At 56.3% G+C, this 17878-nt stretch carries 17 protein-coding genes and 3 pseudogenes; 8 read left to right on the top strand and 12 right to left on the bottom strand.

What is annotated here, in order from left to right; translation table 11 throughout:
- The first annotated feature begins 40 nt into the window (after nucleotides 1-40).
- Nucleotides 41-3232, top strand: a complete 3192-nt coding sequence (locus tag EOK75_RS06370) for an autotransporter domain-containing protein (protein WP_137193095.1) — start codon at nucleotides 41-43, stop codon at nucleotides 3230-3232.
- A gap of 114 nt (nucleotides 3233-3346) precedes the next feature.
- A complete protein-coding gene (locus tag EOK75_RS06375; protein WP_137193096.1) occupies nucleotides 3347-4126 on the top strand; it encodes a DeoR/GlpR family DNA-binding transcription regulator in 780 nt (259 codons plus the stop codon).
- A 272-nt stretch (nucleotides 4127-4398) separates the two neighbouring features.
- Here the strand turns inward: EOK75_RS06375 and EOK75_RS06380 are convergent, their stop codons facing one another.
- Nucleotides 4399-5283: a LysR family transcriptional regulator gene (locus EOK75_RS06380; protein WP_137193097.1), complete on the bottom strand. Its 885-nt coding sequence runs from the start codon at nucleotides 5281-5283 to the stop codon at nucleotides 4399-4401.
- A gap of 194 nt (nucleotides 5284-5477) precedes the next feature.
- On the opposite strand from EOK75_RS06380, the gene EOK75_RS06385 reads away from it, so the two are divergent.
- Together EOK75_RS06385 and EOK75_RS06390 are read left to right on the top strand one after the other, a co-directional pair.
- Nucleotides 5478-5849, top strand: coding sequence for a luciferase domain-containing protein (locus EOK75_RS06385; protein WP_240793933.1), 372 nt, complete (start codon nucleotides 5478-5480; stop codon nucleotides 5847-5849).
- 23 nt (nucleotides 5850-5872) lie between these two features.
- Nucleotides 5873-7042, top strand: a complete 1170-nt coding sequence (locus EOK75_RS06390; protein WP_137193098.1) for an ABC transporter substrate-binding protein — start codon at nucleotides 5873-5875, stop codon at nucleotides 7040-7042.
- Here EOK75_RS06390 and EOK75_RS06395 read toward each other — a convergent pair.
- Nucleotides 6946-8033 (bottom strand): IS3 family transposase gene (locus EOK75_RS06395; protein WP_137192138.1). Its coding sequence is split into 2 segments (ribosomal slippage): nucleotides 6946-7772 and nucleotides 7772-8033, totalling 1089 coding nucleotides; the frame shifts between segments, so codons are not numbered across the junction. The genes EOK75_RS06390 and EOK75_RS06395 overlap by 97 nt on opposite strands.
- Before the next feature lie 195 nt (nucleotides 8034-8228).
- Between EOK75_RS06395 and EOK75_RS06400 the strand changes: the two genes are divergently transcribed.
- Complete coding sequence (locus EOK75_RS06400; RefSeq protein WP_137193099.1) at nucleotides 8229-8831, top strand: short chain dehydrogenase; 603 nt, start codon at nucleotides 8229-8231, stop codon at nucleotides 8829-8831.
- A 280-nt stretch (nucleotides 8832-9111) separates the two neighbouring features.
- Here the strand turns inward: EOK75_RS06400 and EOK75_RS06405 are convergent, their stop codons facing one another.
- The 5 genes from EOK75_RS06405 to EOK75_RS06425 form a co-directional block, all read right to left on the bottom strand.
- Entirely contained in the window at nucleotides 9112-9309 is a 198-nt protein-coding gene (locus EOK75_RS06405; protein ID WP_137193100.1) for a hypothetical protein, read from the bottom strand.
- Between the two features lie 363 nt (nucleotides 9310-9672).
- Nucleotides 9673-10479 carry an ectoine/hydroxyectoine ABC transporter ATP-binding protein EhuA gene (gene ehuA, locus EOK75_RS06410; protein WP_205965433.1) on the bottom strand — a complete coding sequence of 269 codons (807 nt, stop codon included), beginning with the start codon at nucleotides 10477-10479 and terminating at the stop codon, nucleotides 9673-9675.
- Nucleotides 10480-10487: 8 nt separating this feature from the next.
- Entirely contained in the window at nucleotides 10488-11159 is a 672-nt protein-coding gene (ehuD, locus tag EOK75_RS06415; protein ID WP_137193102.1) for an ectoine/hydroxyectoine ABC transporter permease subunit EhuD, read from the bottom strand.
- A 3-nt stretch (nucleotides 11160-11162) separates the two neighbouring features.
- A complete protein-coding gene (gene ehuC, locus EOK75_RS06420) occupies nucleotides 11163-11828 on the bottom strand; it encodes an ectoine/hydroxyectoine ABC transporter permease subunit EhuC (RefSeq protein ID WP_137193103.1) in 666 nt (221 codons plus the stop codon).
- An 83-nt stretch (nucleotides 11829-11911) separates the two neighbouring features.
- On the bottom strand, nucleotides 11912-12760 hold the full coding sequence (locus EOK75_RS06425; RefSeq protein ID WP_137193104.1) for a transporter substrate-binding domain-containing protein: 849 nt from the start codon (nucleotides 12758-12760) through the stop codon (nucleotides 11912-11914).
- Nucleotides 12761-13804: 1044 nt separating this feature from the next.
- Here EOK75_RS06425 and EOK75_RS21305 point away from each other — a divergent pair.
- Genes EOK75_RS21305 through EOK75_RS20765 form a run of 3 tightly spaced genes read left to right on the top strand, consistent with a single transcriptional unit; the run spans nucleotide 13805 to nucleotide 14941 of the window.
- Complete coding sequence (locus EOK75_RS21305; protein WP_240794037.1) at nucleotides 13805-14221, top strand: transposase; 417 nt, start codon at nucleotides 13805-13807, stop codon at nucleotides 14219-14221.
- Complete coding sequence (locus EOK75_RS06435; protein ID WP_240793934.1) at nucleotides 14200-14760, top strand: TIGR02594 family protein; 561 nt, start codon at nucleotides 14200-14202, stop codon at nucleotides 14758-14760. The genes EOK75_RS21305 and EOK75_RS06435 overlap by 22 nt, the downstream gene beginning before the upstream one ends.
- A 13-nt stretch (nucleotides 14761-14773) precedes the next feature.
- Nucleotides 14774-14941 (top strand): Pam3-gp28 family putative phage holin, encoded by a 168-nt coding sequence (locus EOK75_RS20765; RefSeq protein ID WP_168199161.1) that lies wholly within the window; start codon nucleotides 14774-14776, stop codon nucleotides 14939-14941.
- A gap of 237 nt (nucleotides 14942-15178) precedes the next feature.
- Here the strand turns inward: EOK75_RS20765 and EOK75_RS21830 are convergent.
- The 5 genes and pseudogenes from EOK75_RS21830 to EOK75_RS06455 form a co-directional block, all read right to left on the bottom strand.
- A pseudogene (locus EOK75_RS21830) lies at nucleotides 15179-15993 on the bottom strand (purine-nucleoside phosphorylase).
- A gap of 231 nt (nucleotides 15994-16224) precedes the next feature.
- A pseudogene (locus tag EOK75_RS21835) lies at nucleotides 16225-16362 on the bottom strand (transposase); the annotation flags it as partial.
- Nucleotides 16363-16401: 39 nt separating this feature from the next.
- Nucleotides 16402-16581, bottom strand: a pseudogene (locus tag EOK75_RS06450) (IS5/IS1182 family transposase); the annotation flags it as partial.
- Between the two features lie 220 nt (nucleotides 16582-16801).
- A complete protein-coding gene (locus EOK75_RS21555) occupies nucleotides 16802-16933 on the bottom strand; it encodes a hypothetical protein (protein WP_276612480.1) in 132 nt (43 codons plus the stop codon).
- A gap of 405 nt (nucleotides 16934-17338) precedes the next feature.
- Nucleotides 17339-17620, bottom strand: coding sequence for a DUF1127 domain-containing protein (locus tag EOK75_RS06455; protein ID WP_168199162.1), 282 nt, complete (start codon nucleotides 17618-17620; stop codon nucleotides 17339-17341).
- Nucleotides 17621-17878 lie beyond the last annotated feature (258 nt).

Below are 17878 nucleotides of genomic sequence, written 5' to 3' on the forward strand. Positions count from 1 at the left end.
GTTTGGTACCGCTCTTTTTAGTTAAATCTCGCAGGATCCAATGACCCAACAAGCCCCCCAAGCGCCGCCAGAGCTGCGCCACTCACACACTTCCCTGAAACTTGCCCTGTTGAGCGGAGTCGCGGCCATCGGCCTACTCGGCACGCCCGCGATGGCACAGGATAGCGCGGCACTGCGCGTCCTCACCTTCAACACGTGGTTCGACCAGTTCAGAAATAACCTCGATGACATCGCTCCGCTCTTCGTCGATGGCGGCTACGATGTAATCGCATTTCAGGAGCTGTACAGTGAGACCTATTTAAGCGGCCTGCAACAACGCCTGCGCGATGCGGGCCTTGGCGAGTATGCCTATGTCAAAATGGGGGATACGGGGATTCTCAGCCGCGTGGAGGGCGTCACCGGAACCAATTCTTCGGGGGATTCAGTCGCCTATCAGATAACGGACGAAAGCAGTGCCATCCCCGAAACCGTCTTTGGATCTGTTCACCTCGACTACCGCGACACCTCTGACCGGCGGTTGGACGAAGTAGAGGGCCTCGCGGAATGGGCCAAGTCGACCAATCGCTCCGTGGTGCTTGTGGGCGACTATAACGCCGCGGATACCTCGGAGCGCGGCCTCAACCGGGCCAGCCAGCAGAAGCTGATCCTGCAAAACTACTTGCAGTCGGGCAACAGTTTCTACGGCACCTTGCTTGAACAATACGCCGTTGATCCAGCCGCGATGACACAGTTCATTTCCGACCACAGCGGGGAATATCTCGCACTCACCGACATTCCCGATACGCTCTTTACGGATGAGATGTACCCCGTTCAGGACAACCTGCCTGTCACGATGAACAAGATGAAGCACGACTTCATCATGCTTGAGACCGAAGCACAGCGAGAGCCCTTCGCCCCCCACACTTTGGGCGACGGCAGCACAACCTGGACCTCGGTTGAAGAGGATCATACCAACGTCTGGCCAAGCTGGGATCGTAGCGCGATCGATCACTTCATGGTATCGCGCCCCTTTGGGAAATGGTGGAAAATCGTCAACGAAGAAGATGACCCATACACAGGCGTTCTGGGCAAAACCGACGTAACCGCCAGCGGCAAAGCCTATTCTGATCACGAGCTTGTTGCGCATGATCTTGCCTGGGTCGGCCCGAAGCTGGAATATGAAACGGCTGAGGGTGATGTCGAATTGACCCGCCTCGTGTGGAGCGAAGACGTCGCGGTCTTTGACGAAAGCGAGGGCGAATTCTATCTGTCGCGCAACAACATGCGCCAGGATGTGTATCTCGGTCAGGTTTCTGACGCCGAGGGCAACCCGATCCTCGACTGGCTTAGTGATAGCGAAAAGCAGACCTTGCTGGACTGTGAAACAACGGATTCCCGTCTGGCCCAAGCTGTCAGCGACTATTGCATCGACGATCACAGCTTTATCTCCGAAACGCTCGTTCAGGATGGCGGTACGCTGCGTGTGGACGAAGACGCAGCCCTTGGCACCTCGGCCGCGACATTGCGCCTCAACGATGGTGGTCTTGCAATCTCCGGCACGCAAATGGTGACGCTGGATCGCAACGTCAGCCTTGAGGGCACCACGGGCGGTTGGCTCGATATCCGCGACGCCAATGCCACAGTTGTGGCACTCCAGGAGATTTCGGGCGATGGGGCGCTTGAAAAGCGCGGCGAGGGCACACTCACGCTTGAGGCCGACAACAGCTACACCGGGGCGACCGTTGCATCGGCCGGCCTTTTGGTCGTCAACGGGTCGATCGCCCAATCTTCGGGCGTCAGCCTCATGGATGGTGCAACTATCGGCGGCAGTGGCACGATCAGCTCATTGACATTGGGCAGTGGCGCCACCTTGGCCGCAGGCAACAGCATCGGCGCGTTGAACATTGACGGCGATCTGACCATCGGGTCCGGTGCGCGCTTTGAAATCGAAGTCAACGCCGAGGGCGACTCTGACATCGTGACGGCCACTGGCGACATTACAATCGGTGATGCAACCGCGCTGGCGATGGCCGCAGCGGGCGACTATGCCCCGCGCACCAGCTATGTCGTCTTGCAATCCGGGGGCGCTGTAACCGGCCGCTTTGCGGAGGTGACATCCTCGCTTGCCTTCCTGGATGCCGATCTGAGCTATGGAGAGCAGGATGTCTCCCTGAGCCTTGAGCGCAACGACACGGCCTTTGACCGGGTCGCGACAACGGCAAACCGGGCGGCCACGGCGGCAGCTGTCGAAAGCCTCGGCTTTGACAATGCGCTTTTCGACAAGGCCGTAATGCTCGATGCCGCATCTGCGGATCAGGCTTTTGACGCTCTTTCGGGAGAGATTTACGCCGCCACCATGACGTCCCTCGTCGATCAGGGGAACGATCTGCGCGCAACGGCATTGTCGCAACTGCGCGGCTATAAGGGCAGTGAGGCACCAACTTTCTGGATGCAAAGCTATGGCGGCCAGTCCGATATTGACGGCGATGATACACGTAACCTGAGCCATTCCTCCTTTGGCACACTCGTTGGGGTCAACGGTATGCTCGGGGGTGAATGGGTTTATGGCGCGATGCTTGGCTATGGCAAAGGCACGACCAGCCTGGACGGCACACACAACACGTCAGAGAACGACTTCACCACTCTTGGCGTCATTGCCGGCCGTGATTTCGGCGCGGCGCGCCTTACGGCCGGGGCGAGCTGGACCCACAGCCAGATCGACAGCACACGCGGCGTCGCCTTCCCTGACTTCGCCGATACATTAACCGCAGATTACGGCGCGGACACAAAGCAGATCTTTGCCGAGGCGTCCTATAACTTCGCGGTTGGCACATCGATTATTCAACCCTATGGCAGCATCGCCCATGTTGCGGTTAAAACCGACGCTGTTTCGGAAAATGGCGGCGACGCGGCGCTGAACGTTCAGGGCAATGACTTTGACGCCACGGTGGGCGAACTGGGTGTGCGCGGGCAGATGCAACTTTCTGACGGTGCAATGCCTGTGCGCCTGTCGGGTGGCCTGGGGTGGCGGCATGTCTTTGACGCGAATGCCCCGGCGGCCGACATGGCCTTTGCGGGTGGCGATGCCTTCAACATCAGCGGCACCAGCCTTGCCGAAGATGTGGTCAAGGTGAACCTTTCGGTCGGCATCGACCTGACGCAGAGTACGGCGCTTTCGCTCGGCTATGCCGGGGAATTCGGTGACGGCGGGCGTGGCAATAGCCTTGCAGCGCGCTTGCAAGTAAACTTCTGATCCTGCAGAAGACAACAGAGAGGGGCTGCGGCAGGACACTGCCGCGGCCCTTTGATTGAAAAAGCTTGCGATACAGGCAATAGTTGGTCCGAGGTCGAGATGAGTGGCCCTGATATGGTCGTCGAAGATAAAAAGAGCCAAAGGCAGCGCCTGTTGTTAGAGCAACTTGAGGCACAACGCTACATTTCGCTCGACGAGGTGGCGCGCCGGTTCTGCGTGACCCAGCAAACTGCCCGCCGCGATATCATGGAACTGGAACGCCATGGCAAATTGCGCCGTCTGCATGGCGGTGCGATGATTTCAAATTCAATCGAGCCGAGCGAACTGCGCTGTCGGCGTATCCGCAATGCTCAGGCCAAGGAACGGATCGGCGCCTGTGTGGCCGACCTTGTTGCGGACGGGGCATCTCTCTTTCTCGATACCGGCACCACCTGCGAAGCCGTTTCCCGCGCCCTTGTTCGCCGCCGGAACTTGCGCGTGGTCAGCTATAGCCTGCGCATCGCCGCCTATCTCAGTGAGGTGACCGATTTCACCATCGCCGTTCCGGGAGGCTTCGTGCGTCAGGTTGACGGCGGTGTTTTCCAGGAACAGTCACAGTCATTCATCACCGGCTTCAATTTCGACTTGGCAATCCTGTCGGTCTCCGGGGTCGATGACGAGGGGGATCTCGGTGACGATGATCAGGCCGAGGTGGAGACAGTACGCTCAGCCATGGCTCGGTCACAAAAGATCCTGCTGGCAGTGGACAGCAGCAAGTTCGGCCATCGCGGCCTCGTGCGCCTCGGCTCACTCTCTGATGTCGATTTTCTGGTTTCGGACGCGCCCCCCTCCACCGGCACCGCCATCGCTGCGGCGGTAAGAGCAGGCCGCCTAAAGTTTCACCAAGCGGGTTGATCAAGCTGGTTCTATCGCAAAGCTTGGCGAAAATCGGATTGGTGGCTTACCTAAAGAGCCGCGCGCAGCACCAATTCACACGTCCCCCGAACCCGCTCGCAAGGCGGGTTTTTTCTTGCCCGGCGACGGGAGAAAGGAACCATATCATGACCTCCGACACCCACGACCCCAAAGACACCGAGGCCAGGAAGGCAGAAGTGGACAGCATGATCATCGCCGTGGAGGATCCGAGATTCATTTCCAAGAGAGATGACTCATACCCGGCGATGTATTCAGTGGAAACCTTTCACGTCTTCTCGAATGCTCCTCGCAGCAAACTCAAAGAATGCATGAACTTTGGCGTTTCTACGCATGTCGGGATGCGCCAGCATCCAAAGGTCAGATCCAAACCCTGCGTCAGGATCCCTGACTTTGACAAGTTCAGGGCATGTCTCACCCAGATAACAAGGCAGTACGCCAATTCCCAAACCTGCCCGGACAAGATCAAACAGGCCCATCATCGTATTAGCAACGGTTATTGGTGCGCCTTCGGCCTGCTGCAACACTGTGATCTGGCTCATCGGGGATTGATTAAGGCTGTCATTCAATCTGATCCAACGGTGTTGTTGATCAGGCAGATCCAGCAACACATCTGCATACTCGCCACGCGCGTAGGTCGCATAGCCGATCGAACACAGATTGCGACCTATCCAGTGTTCGGGCGGATTGCGGGTTGGCCGCATTGCAATGTCGGCATCTCTTTGCATTAAGTCGAGAGGGCGTGATCCAGATAGAAGTCGTAACTCAACGTCAGGATATTTGAGCTGAAAGGCTGCAAAAACCGGTGTCAGACAGTATAGAAGTGAATCCGTTGTGGTGATCGTCAACGCCCCTTCAAGACGCAGATCTTGGCCACCCAATTCCCGCTGAATACTGTTGACTCCATCACGAAGCTGCAGCCCATTCTTTTGGAAATGCTCTCCAGCTGCGGTCATGACGTAACCGTGGCTTAACCGCTCGAACAAGGTCACGCCCAAGCGAGCTTCGACAGCTTCGATACGACGAAACACGGTCGAATGATTGACACCTAGTTGACGCGCCGCGCCTGACAGGCTGCCTGCTTCGCAGACGGCAAGGACAAACGGTATGTCACTCCAATCCAATGTCTGTGCGTTCATGCAATATCTCCTTGCGTCATCAGTGAATTACTTTGCGAAAAAAATCAATCTATCTACGGCGTACACCGAATTGGAGATACGCCATTACACAGACATTGAACCTCCCTCAGCGTGTTGGCCCGAGGCCAAAGACGACACATGGGCTACCGCACTCCCAAGTCACGCAGCACGGCCTCAACCATATCGTGGATCAAATGCGCGATTGGGCATTTGCGCTGCCGGACGTTGAAAATCAACACAGCCTCGCTTCTGTTCCCGGAGCACGTGCCATGGTCATGCACGAGGGCGCTGAGTGCAATCACGACGCCTTTATGATCGGTCGCGAGATCGCCCATATCCACCCGCATCCCGACAATGGGAGCATGCATGTACAGCTTCCGAAAGACGACGCATTGGAAGTCGTCGAAAAAGGCTGGGGCGAACATCACACGCTGGTTGATTTAGGCCGCCGTCCTGTTGGTCTTGTGATGGTCTACTCCCCCCGCGATGAGGCCGATCTGGCCATCATCAAATCTATTCTTGGTCGTTCATATGACTATGCGACCGGCACGAGACTTGCAGCGTAACCCCTGAAACAAAAGGAAAGATCATGAAACGGATTGCTCTAGCGATACTGACCTCAGTGCTCTTGGTGCCAAGCGCCTTTGCACAGGAGATCGAAACCAAATCACTGGATCAGCTCTATGCCGACGCGATTGCGGAGGGTGGCGAACTTGTCATCCGCGCAGGTGGCGATAAGGACGATCAGGCTGACTACTATCTGGATATGTTCAAGAAACGTTTCCCAGATATCAAGCTGACGCACAGCGTTGATCTGAGCTTTTATCATGCATCACGTTATGATAATGCGCGCAAAGACGACGACACATCAGATGTGCCAGACATCATCCAGCTGCAAACCCTGCACGACTTTGATTACTATGCTGAGCGTGGCTTGCTAGAACGGTACAAGCCAAAGAACTGGGAGATGGTCTATCCGGACTACAAAGATCCCCACGGCAATTGGACAGGTCTGTTTGGCGTTGCGTTTACCAACGTTTACAACAACAGCGTCATTGCTGATGCTGACGCGCCGCATGATGCGTTGGATTATCTTGATCCAGCACTGAAGGGCAAACTGATCCTGACCTACCCACACACGGATGACGCGGTACTCTACCAATTCTGGAACCTCAAAGAAAAATACGGCTGGGAGTATCTGGAAAAACTGGTCGCGACTGATCCAACTTGGGTGCGTGGCACCTCCATGCCCTATGTCGCAATTGACAATGGCTGGTACGGCGCGAGCTTCACCACATCCTGGGCGTTTGTACCATGGGATGGCAGTGATACGCGACTTGTGCTGCCCGAAGAGGACTTCTTCCTGACATGGTTCCAGGTTGCCGCCATTCCAACGGATGCCAAGAACAAAGCGGCGGCCAAGCTCTATCTGAACTGGATGCTGTCTGAGGAGTTCCAAGGCAAATGGCTGCAATTTCCCGCGCGCATGGATATTGAGGCACCCGGCGGTTACAAGCCCGTCCGCCACTACAACACGTCGCCCGCAGATTTCCATCGTTTCATGCTGAAACGTGATCTGGTTGAGCGTTTCCGGTTGCAAATGGAGCAACTTGTCGGTCCCGCGGTAATCGCCCCCTTTTTAACGGGGTGCATCTGTAGAACTTACGCGGCCATTTTCAGTTTCATAGCGGGTGTGATGCCGCCGATGCCCATGTTCGGGCGGTCGTTGTTATATGTCCAGAGCCATTGTGTGGCCTGATCCTGAGCCTCCTCGATGCTTTCGATGATGTATTGATCCAGCCATTCATGCCGAACCGTCCGGTTGTAGCGCTCGACATAGGCGTTCTGCTGGGGCTGTCCGGGTTGGATGTGCTGGATCGTAACACTATGTTTCTCAGCCCATTTTCTCAGTGTTTCGCTGATATATTCCGGCCCATTGTCGACCCTGATCGTGCCCGGTTTTCCGCGCCATTCGATAATGCGATCAAGGCTGCGGATGACCCGTTCGGCAGGGAGCGAGAAATCAACCTCGATCCCCAGCCCTTCGCGGTTGAAGTCGTCCAACACATTCAAAAGCCGAAAAGCCCTGCCGTCGCCGAGGCGATCCGCCATGAAGTCCATGGACCAGGTCACATTCGGTCTGTTCGGGACCGCCAGAACGTCAGGCTTCTCCCGTTTCAGCCGCTTGCGCGGCTTGATGCGCAGGTTCAGTTCCAGCTCACAGTAGATCCGGTAGACCCGCTTGTGGTTCCACGGATGCCCCTTCACGTTGCGCAAATGCAGGAAACACAGGCCAAATCCCCAAGTCTTGCGCGCATCCGTCAGCCCTGTCAGCAGATCGGCGATCACCTCGTTCTCGTCTTTCAGCTTCGGGCTGTAACGATAGCAGGTCTCGCTGACCTCGAAGGCCCGGCACGCCAGCGCGATGCTGACGCCCCGTCGCTCTACCGCCGTTTCGGCCATCTCGCGGCGCTGAGATGGCCCCGTTACTTTTTTCCGAGGGCTTCCTTCAATAAGTCCGCCTGCATGCTCAGATCTGCATACATCCGCTTCAGCCTGCGGTTCTCTTCCTCCATGGCTTTCATCTGGCTGACCATGGATGCATCCATGCCACCATACTTCGCACGCCATTTGTAAAACGACGCATTGCTCATGCCATGTTCACGGCAAAGCTCGGCCACCGGCACACCACCTTCGGCTTGGCGCAGGATCGCAAGGATCTGGGGTTCGCTATATCTGGTCATTTTCATTCAAAATCTCCTCGTTCATCTTGCCGAGAAAATTCTACTTCCGCAGCCCCTTACTTTCGGGGGGGATTACCCCGCCACCGGACCTGCACCGCTCGACATGGACTACAGCGTCAAGCCGTAATCGCCCTCAAACACCTACCGTTGTCCAGTAACCTACAGGGCAGCGCTGACCACATATCAATTCGGAGAAATACCATGAAAATTCTTATCGTAGGCGCAACTGGTCTTATCGGCGGCGCTGTTGCAAATGCCCTGTCCGCAAATCACGAAATTATCAGTGCTGGATACAGCGATGGCGACGTCAAAGTTGACCTCGGTTCCAAAGCTTCTATCAATGCGATGTTTACCGCGATTGGCAAGGTTGACGCGGTCATTAGCACTGCAGGTCTGGCGGGTTTCGCCCCCTTCAACGAGCTCGACGATGCGGCCTATGATCTGGCACTTAGCAACAAGCTGATGGGTCAGGTCAATCTGGTTCGGGTTGGACAGGATCATGTCAGCGACGACGGGTCATTTGTCCTGACTGCGGGCATTCTGTCTCGTCAACCAATGCCCGGATCAGTTGTGATCAGCATGGCAAACGGCGCGTTGGAGTCTTTCGCAAAAGCGGCATCGCTGGAACTTGACCGGGGATTGCGTGTCAACACCGTTAGCCCGGTGTTTGTTAAAGAGACAATGGTAAAAATGGGCATGGACCCAAGATCCGGTCTTTCTGCTGCGGACACTGCCAAAGCTTATGTCGCCGCTGTAACTGGCAACATGAACGGCGAAACCCTGGACGCACCAGATTTTGCCTAGCGGTAATCATCAATACAGTTTGGGCCGGCCGTTGGTTGGCTCAATCCTAAGTTCTTAGATTTCATCCGAATTAAGTCAACAGAGATAGCCGTCGGTTCAGACATACACTTCCGTGAGCGGCCATTCATGCACACGCGGCGAATTCGCGCTAAGTCCAGCAGACCGACGTTCACCCACCGAAAATGCTGCACGGTGGACGAATGGCCGGTCTGGTGAAGCTGCACCGTAGCGCTCGGCAATGAAGCGAACGGCAGCTTTGGGCCGAAATCGCCAATCAACGTTAACCGGTGAGTTGATTTTCCCATACGACACGCTTTCGCGCGACCCAAATATGCTCCGGTTTTTGTTGAATGATCGCGTTTTTAAAGCCTGACAGTGACTTCGCCTCGTCCGCAGTATGCGCCAATGCCCAACCGTGGATAGATAGGCTGTTGGCGGCTGCTGAGGGGACTTCAATTTTCCATACCTGTAATATCATGCCTACTCTTCCCACATCACGGTTAACAAAACGTTGCAGCTAAAATCCATTCATGGACGCGCGCAACCAAACGCTGAACGAACGGCTGCTTTGAAGAGCCCCAACCGAGCACACCGATCACAGGGAGTGTCGGCTTTGGGCCGGAAACGACATGCGTCGACTTCTACGGAGCGCGGGTCATTTACTCACTAAGTAGCTCGCACTTCGGCCCTTCGGTTCTGCGTGCGAGCTACGCATTCGCCAAGGGCAAGCCCCTGGACCCTGGCCGTCCGTTTCATTAAATATCTGAGTGACGTTCGTCCGCCGCATTGCAAGGATGCCCTAGGCGGTGACTTCCGAGCTCTGGCCCATGCCTGAAGCTGATCAGTTTGCTTCCAGAACAGCGCTTAGGAATTGCTGGGTGCGTTCTCTTTCGGGGTTGTCGAACAGCACTTCGGGGGAGCCTTGTTCTTCGATGCTGCCGTCAAAAAAGAAACAGACCCGGTCCGAAATTTCTTTGGCAAAACCCATCTGATGGGTCACCATCAGCATGGTCAGGTTGTGCTGATCCACCAGCTTGCGGATAACACCGGTGACTTCGCTAATTACCTCCGGGTCAAGCGCCGATGTGACCTCATCGAACAACATGACCTTGGGCCGCATGGCAAGTGCACGGGCGATGGCAACGCGTTGCTGTTGGCCACCAGATAGGCGCGCGGGATGCTGATCACGCTTTTCGGACATGCCGACCATGTCCAACAGTTCAAGCGCGCGCAACTCGGCCTCCTTCTTCGGGATGCCAAGAACCTGCACCGGGCCTTCCATACAGTTCCCAAGCGCGGTCATGTGCGGGAACAGGTTGAAATGCTGAAAGCACATGCCGATCTTGCTGCGCATCCGGCGCATGTGTGCGGCATTCGCTCGCACGAGTTTTCCATCTTTTTCCATATGGGTCAGCGGTTCGCCGTCCACATAGATCACGCCGCTGTCAATCGTTTCTAGCGTCATCAACATGCGCAAAACAGTGGTCTTTCCCGACCCCGAGGGGCCGATGATCGTCACCATTTCCCCCGCTGCAACATCCAGATCCAGGCGATCGAGTACGGTCAGATCGCCATACTTCTTGGTTACGTTTTGAAACCGCACCATAGGCGCGTCGTCGCCTTCCAGCGTCAGGGGGTATTGGCTCATGTCGTGTGTCATTTGATCAGTCCCAGTTTGCGGCGCACGGAGATTTCAAAACGGCGGATAACCCATGCTGTCGGCAGCGATATGGCCAGAAACAACAAGCCGACAATTGTGTAAGGTTCAAGATAGCGATAATTCTCGGCACCGATGGAATTGGCGGTGTGCATCAACTCGCCCACCCCGATCACCGACAACATCGGCGTGTCCTTGAAGATGCCGACCAGATAATTCCCCATGCCCGACAAGGCAGGAGGCAGCGCCTGCGGGATGATAATGCGCCGGTAGGTCTTCATCGTCGACAGGTTGATCGCCTTCGCCGCCTCCCATTGCCCCTTCGGCACGCCTTCGATGCCGCCGCGATAGACCTCCGACAGATAGGCCGCATAGTGCAACCCGATGGCCAGCAGCCCGGCGGTCCAGGGTGACAAGCGCAGGCCGATTTGCGGGCCGACATAGTAGATGAAGAAGATCTGCAACAGCAGCGGGGTCGAGCGGATGAATTCCACCACCTCGCGAGTGATCACCGTCAGCGGCCGAAACGGCGTGCGCTGCGCCAGCGCGAACACCAGCCCCAGCACCAGCGCTACAGCATAGCCGCCGCCCGCCGCCATAAGCGTGTTGCCTGTCGCAACTATAAGACGCGGCAGGATCTCCCAAGTAAAGTCCCATTTCCAGCCCAGCATTGTTCAGGCCCTCCCGATCTTGCGGGCCATGATCCGTTCCACCCAACGCATGAGCGGGGTGATCAGGAAACGGGCAAAAATGTAATAGATGATCAGCGCGGTGCCAAAGGCCTGTGCGGACAAGAAAGTGTTGTTGTTGATCTGGCGGGTTTCAAACATCAGGTCCGTGACCGAGATCAACGCGACCAGTGCCGTGCCCTTGAGGATTTCAACCATAAGATTGCCCCAGGCCGGAAGCATCCCCACCAATGCCTGTGGCAGGATAATGCGCCACATACGGCGAGCGGGCGACATATTCAGCGCCAGCGCCGCCTCCCACTGGCCCTTGGGCACCGACACGATGGCACCGCGAACCAGTTCCGCCCCATAGGCGCCATAGCAAAGTCCCACGGTGACGAATCCGGCGGTGAATTTGTCGAGATTGATCCCTAACAGGGGCAGAACAAAGAAGATCCAATACAGTTGCACCAAAAGAGAAGTGCCGCGAAAGATCTCGATGTAAACGGTGGCCGCGCCGCGCACCGTCTTTGATGGAGAAAGTTTCATCAGCCCCGACAATACCGCCGCTGTAACGGCTACAAGCGCAGCCAAAACAAACTGTCCGATGGTAATCAGTGTTCCGTCAATCAGGCGATCGCTGTGGTCGGCGAGGAAATCCAGATAGGACATCTCTGGTCAAATCCCTTGACTCGGAAAAGCAAAACCGGACGGCGGTGATCGCCGTCCGGCTGTTTGGTGCTGTGCGGGGCGGCTTAGTTTGCCTTGCACGCCTCGGCGGTGGTCTGACCGTCAGGCAGGAACGCCGGGATATAGTTTTCCTGAGCTACCTTGGCCATCATTTCGTCCGAGCCGAGATATTCGGCCAGCGCTGCGTTGAACGCCTCGCGGAATGCATCGTCGTCGGTATGGAAGCCAACGGCGACCGGCGTGCGACTTTCAGGCGGAAAGGCCAGCGGATCAGTCATTTCAACTGCGTCCGACATGTCTGCCACCCGCTGCGCCTCAAGCGCGTTGGTGGCACCGGCATCAGCGCGGCCTGCGCGGATCGCTGCCAGCATTTCGGTCGTGCCCGGCACTTCCATAATGTTGCCAGTGGGAACGCCGGCCGCCTTCGCATCAGCAATGGTGTTATAGCCCGAGGGCGAGACCATGATCAGATCCTGATCAATGATATCCTGATAGGTGCTCACACCCTTGGGATTGCCGGCAGGCACGACAAAAGCGTCACCAAACACGCCGATCGGCTCGGAAAAATCCATGTTGGCGCAGCGTGCCGCCAGAACATACATGCCCCCGGTCACGATATCGACGCGCGACGCGTTCAGGCTGGGAATAAGACCAGCCCAGTCGGTCAACACGGGTTCGACATCCGTGTGACCCATCCGCTTCAGGACATCGATGGTGATATCGTTGACGAAACCTTTCGCGGCCCCGTCATCACCGGCATAGGCCCAAGGCGGAGCCGCGGCAAAACCCAGCCGGATCGGCTCACCGGCTTCGACCCGGTCTTCAAGCGGACCAGCCTGCGCGGTAGTAGCAGCCATCGTGGCACCCAGTATAAATCCTAATGATTTCTTGATTGTCGTTTGAATGAAGTTCATCGGATTTCCTTATTTTAGCGCCTTGGCGGCGACCGAAGGGAAATGGTCTGAAACCGGAGAACCCCACCAGACCTGGCACCACCTTACAACAAAGCACCCCGCACGAAACGCGCAGATCCTAAGCTGTTCTTATGCAACGCCGCTGCCAGTTTAGCAACTGATTCGCAAAACTTGACCGAAATGCTCGCTTGGGCAATCGTTATTTAGAGTGATCTTCCTAGTCTCAGTGAAGGTATCTTAAACGGCAAGACCGTACCCATTCCTGCGACTCGTCAGCTCTCAAGCCGCTTGGAACTTTGTTCCTCGCTCAAGCGGCGAGTTCATTATTTGTTCTCTTTCAACATTTCCTGATCGCCCCCCCCCTCTTGTTCCGAATCGTTGCCCCGTGCAGTTTGCACGCATGGAGCGAGCAGTCCTTAATCAAAAAGCATGACAGGACGTATCATCCGGCACATCAGGTCGAAGAAGGCGCTTTGGCGTCATGATCACTTTTGCCGTTGCGCCCTGTTTTAAACATAAAAAACTTGACCAGCAGGCGGCACAGGCACGTTCCCCTCTTTGGTCCTTTTGAGGGCGGATTCATCGTGGCACTCCCACAACGCGTTTTCTTCACTCTACACGAAGCCTCAGCCCGCTGGTGTTGTTCCATTGCCGATATCGCGGGCTGGGCCGCGATCGGCAAACTCAAAATCATGACCGGCATCGGGCTTGTTCACTGCGACGACGCCGTTTTCGCAGGCCAGGTAGCCCTGTCAGCCATGGACTTAATGCCGCTGTTTCGGCGATGTGGCACTGGCCCGGTGCAGAGCGCTGAGAAACAAGCGCGCGCCGTGGCTTTTCGGACGCACCAGTGCTTTGTGAGGCAACGTACGCAACTGATCAATGCGCTCAGGGGCATCTGGCCGAGTTCTTGCTGGTTGCCCAAAAGGTCCGATTTATCTGAAGCTTCTGCAAGCAGCTCTAAATGGACCGCAGATTGATCTGCCCACAACAGTGCGCGAGATGGAGTAGCTTTATCTGCAGCAGATCGGCGAGTTGACCAAGGTGATCACGCGTCTGGCTGATGAACTTGAAGTCGCACCGAAAACGGATGACGAGTTGCGCCGTCTTTGCACGGTGCCCGGCATCGGCCCAGTAACCGCTGGCGCAATCGCTGCCATCGCCCCCGATCTTGAGACATTCGACAATGGCCGCAATTTTGCTGCCTGGTTGGGTCTCGTCCCACGACAACATGCGACGGGAGGCAAAACACGCCTCGGCGCTGTCAGCGCAATGGGTCAATGTGACATCTGTAAGCTGCTGATCATCGGAGCCATGAGCGTGATCCGATGGGTTGTGCGCGGGGGGGACAGCACCAACCGCTGGCTTGCCAGCCTTGTCGCCCGCAAGCCTCGAATGGTTGCCGCGGTCGCCCTAGAAAACAAGATGGCACGGATGGTTTGGGCACGGCGCGCGCAATAAAAGCACTGCTGGCCGCCAATGGTCCCGCGGCCTCCCAGGCACCGCTGGGCCCATTGCCCTGGATCACGGAAGCCAAATCCGCGTTTGGCCGCCACGAGGCCCGCGATCGGTCCTGGTTGATGGTTTGGCTCAAACGCGATGGCCGAAGTTTAGGCGACCCGTCAAAAACCCCTTGGTGCGGCGATTTCGTGGAAACCTGCATTCGTATGGGGTTACCGGACGAGCCTTTGCTAGGTGCGCTGGGGATCAATCCCTATTGGGCGCGAAACTGGCTCTTGTTCGGGCAAGCGGTCCAGCCGGTGACAGGCGCCGTTTTGATCTTCGCACGCGGGTCTGGCGGTCATGTCGGCTTCGCCATCGGTCAGGACGACACGCATTTCTACGTGCTCGGCGGCAACCAATCCGATGCCGTCACCATCGCCCGCATCGCCAAATCACGCCTGCTCGGCGCGCGCTGGCCAGCAACCTTTCCGCCCCGCCCGCAGCGCCTGCCAACGATGAAGCCGGGCGAATACCTCGCAACCACCAATGAAAGCTGAACAGGAGAAAACCATGCTGAAACCTGCAATTCTGGCGCTGGTGCGCCAAGTCCTGACTGTCGTTGGCACTGCTCTCGTCGCCAAGGGGTATGTCGAAGCCTCTGATGTTGAGCCCGTGATCGGCGCGTTGCTGACCATTGGGTCGGTGGTCTGGTCGGTGGCATACAAGCGGGCGAGGTAGAGCCAGTTACAGCGGTGCGGTCATTCAGGGCATTCAGCTTGAGTGACCGCACTGCGGGACTTAGTTGCCGTTCGCTGTGCTACGAAATAGCGTATAACGGTGGCTATCGCGTCCAGTGACGCTTCAACACGGCCATTTGGCGTTTTCCAACTGCGTGCTCCAATTACAGTGCAAGACTAATGCGGGCAGGCAAAAATTATCCCACCTGCCCGCCCGCGTAATTTAATCAGAGCTCGTTCAGTTGTGTGTTGGCGCTGGAGCGCCTGTCCGCCAATTGTCCCAATCCGACACAATCGCATCCACTACTGGCGCACCTACAAGGGTGATGTTGGCAACGGTTTCAGCGAAACCACCCGCCGTTTCCCCCGGGGCGGGGTCAAGATGCTGCTGCGTGGTTTCGTTCGGGTTACCCTGATCGAAGTTCACTGCGCCGCGAAGGCTGAGAATCCGCTCCGTGCCGTGGGTGCGGTTAATGACCAAAGCCAAGGCCGCAGCTTCCATTTCCGTAATCAGGTAATCGTCCGCCCCATAAAGGTTCGCGATATACTGTGCTTCGTTCGACAGGCCCGGTCCATGGAAGAAGGTATCGCCCGTCATGTGGGTTCCAGTCTTTACCGAGGGCGCAGCCTGCGCCGCCGCATCGGGATACCGCATGCGGTAAGCCTGCGCCGACTCTGAGTCCTGAAGCTCAACGTCGTTGGAAGGTCGACGGCCGCAGCTACCAAAGCGGGGTTCATTTCGAACAAGCGGTAGGCTTCATATCCCTTGCGGGGAATGAAGACCGGCGCGTCGGCATTCCCTTCCTCAGGTGCCCAGCGATGGCCGAGGTCATAATCGACTAGCCAAGTCGCCCAGCTTACGTCCGCGATGGTGCCGCGCGAAGGAGGCGTCCCGGCAACACCTGAAAGAACGTAGTAGGCTTCGGAGAAATCAAAGTTTGGGTTCAGCAGGATGGCTTGCATCGAAGCGGAAGAATTGACCTTACCCATCCCAAGAACCGAACCGCATACGCCATCATCGTTGCAATGGACGCCCCGCAGTGCACCCGGCACGTCAATGAGTTGGGCACCTTGACGTAAAACGCGCAGGCTTATACACAAGCGAGACGCTTAACACTTAAATATTTGTTTTATATATATTTTTTGTTTGCGGAGGCTCGATTTGGATACTATTTCGCCAGATTGAGCCAAATTCAGATAGAGCGTTGACGTCGATAGGATTTGTTTTTGCCGCAGCGTAGGATACTCGTGAGAAAGATCTGCCATGTACCATACATCCGCAATCAGGCGCTTGGAATCGGACAAATCCATCCCGCCATACTTGGCCTTCACTTTGTAAAACTTCGCAGGCCTCAATCCATGCTTTCGGCACAGCTCAGCAGTTGGCAAACCCGCCTCCCGTTCCTTGATCGTCCCGATAATCTGTCCATCAGTAAAAGACTATCCCTCATTCGCCTACTCCTTCAGAGTTGTGCAGACCGTGTCGGAGAATACTGCAGGCCGACCCAGGCCGCCGTCATACGGCGCGAGCCAGGTCATCTCCTTGTCCAGCAATATCAGCAGCGACCCAGGGTTGCGCAGCGAAGCCGTGTAGCTGGACCAGTTCGTCGTGCGGTAGCGGGCGGGTGATGGCTTGCTCATGCCGCCTATCTAACCGCATGGATTCACGATGTGAATCCTCGGCAGACAGAGTTATGCAACAACGCCGAGATTGACTCAAGATCGCGCGGTGACCGCAACCACATCAATGGGTCCAGGGCCTAACAAGACCGCAAACAGTATTTCCGACTGTGGTCGACGGCGTCTCCAGGCGACATTTTCTTCTGACAGATCAATCCGAAGTAACCGCCGACCTATCGTATTACTTTGATTTGAGCTTTGTCGCTGTCGTCGCGACAACGTTTTTCATGCTCGGTGCGGCGGCGATGGTTTTCACGACTTCTTTCTTCGGTTTCTTTTCGTCACGTCGTCGTTTATTCAGACCCTTGGCCATGATTCACTTCCTTTTGAAAAGGCTGCCATCATTGACAGCGCATCGCGCCTTACCTGTTTGTCTTGATAAGGCCATAGTTATTTCTCACTATTCACAACACGTTAAATAAAGTCAGATGAAGACTACGCAGCTGCATCTGGCTTTGAAATACAGATCGCACGCCGGAGGCGTTCTACGCGCCCTCCGTCATTTTCCCATCGGTCGAAACACTCCTTGTCTGATCGCGAAGCCGCGGCTTTCGCAGGGCTAGGCGGCTCAACCGTAAAGATGTGTGGAAACAGCTCTTGGAAGTCGGCTTTGCAAATCATCATCAGTCAGTCTCCTTAGCAAGTGGGGTTTTGGGCAAAATGGGCCAACGACGCGCTTTGCCGTATTGGCGGCACGGCGCTCCCTCAACGACAGCGATCAGGTAGCCCGCCTGAAAGACTGATCGATCTGCGCGTTTGCTTTTGGCGGCGCCAGCGGGATCATCTGAAGTTCACGCTCATCAAATCCCTTCACGATGCGCTCGATGTCACAGCGCTCAATACCAATGTCTTGGAGTATCCAGTTGTCCAGTGCGTTGAAGGCTGCAATCATTTTGCGCTGCTGCCATTTCCGAACTGAAAGGCCCATCCAGCGGCGGATCAATCCGCCGTTCGCCCTGTGAACGGAGATCGCTTGTGGGTAAGATTGAACCGGATTCATGTCACGCTCCTTATGTAAAAGTAATGGATCCAGAATCGACGACACCGACCCGTCCAAAGACCGGACAAGACACGTCTGGGCGGGGGCTAGCCGCAAGGCTTGCATCCATTCTGGTATGATCTGTAAGAGATCGGAATGACCCCCGAGGTAGGAACCGACGTCGCGCGCCGTCCCCGCTCGGGGTTACCGGCGGTTCAGTCTGTTTCCTGCGTAAAGCAGGAACCTCATATCAATACTGAACATCATCATGCACCCAAT

Source organism: Pseudorhodobacter turbinis (assembly GCF_005234135.1).
GTDB classification, from domain to species: domain Bacteria; phylum Pseudomonadota; class Alphaproteobacteria; order Rhodobacterales; family Rhodobacteraceae; genus Pseudorhodobacter; species Pseudorhodobacter turbinis.

Coding starts and splice junctions, on each gene's coding strand:
- EOK75_RS06370 (WP_137193095.1), top strand. CDS start 41: ATGACCCAACAAGCCCCCCAAGCGCCGCCAGAGCTGCGCCACTCACAC.
- EOK75_RS06375 (WP_137193096.1), top strand. CDS start 3,347: ATGGTCGTCGAAGATAAAAAGAGCCAAAGGCAGCGCCTGTTGTTAGAG.
- EOK75_RS06380 (WP_137193097.1), bottom strand. CDS start 5,283: ATGAACGCACAGACATTGGATTGGAGTGACATACCGTTTGTCCTTGCC.
- EOK75_RS06385 (WP_240793933.1), top strand. CDS start 5,478: ATGCGCGATTGGGCATTTGCGCTGCCGGACGTTGAAAATCAACACAGC.
- EOK75_RS06390 (WP_137193098.1), top strand. CDS start 5,873: ATGAAACGGATTGCTCTAGCGATACTGACCTCAGTGCTCTTGGTGCCA.
- EOK75_RS06400 (WP_137193099.1), top strand. CDS start 8,229: ATGAAAATTCTTATCGTAGGCGCAACTGGTCTTATCGGCGGCGCTGTT.
- EOK75_RS06405 (WP_137193100.1), bottom strand. CDS start 9,309: ATGATATTACAGGTATGGAAAATTGAAGTCCCCTCAGCAGCCGCCAAC.
- ehuA (WP_205965433.1), bottom strand. CDS start 10,479: ATGAGCCAATACCCCCTGACGCTGGAAGGCGACGACGCGCCTATGGTG.
- ehuD (WP_137193102.1), bottom strand. CDS start 11,159: ATGCTGGGCTGGAAATGGGACTTTACTTGGGAGATCCTGCCGCGTCTT.
- ehuC (WP_137193103.1), bottom strand. CDS start 11,828: ATGTCCTATCTGGATTTCCTCGCCGACCACAGCGATCGCCTGATTGAC.
- EOK75_RS06425 (WP_137193104.1), bottom strand. CDS start 12,760: ATGAACTTCATTCAAACGACAATCAAGAAATCATTAGGATTTATACTG.
- EOK75_RS20765 (WP_168199161.1), top strand. CDS start 14,774: ATGCTGAAACCTGCAATTCTGGCGCTGGTGCGCCAAGTCCTGACTGTC.
- EOK75_RS21555 (WP_276612480.1), bottom strand. CDS start 16,933: ATGGCCAAGGGTCTGAATAAACGACGACGTGACGAAAAGAAACCGAAG.
- EOK75_RS06455 (WP_168199162.1), bottom strand. CDS start 17,620: ATGAATCCGGTTCAATCTTACCCACAAGCGATCTCCGTTCACAGGGCG.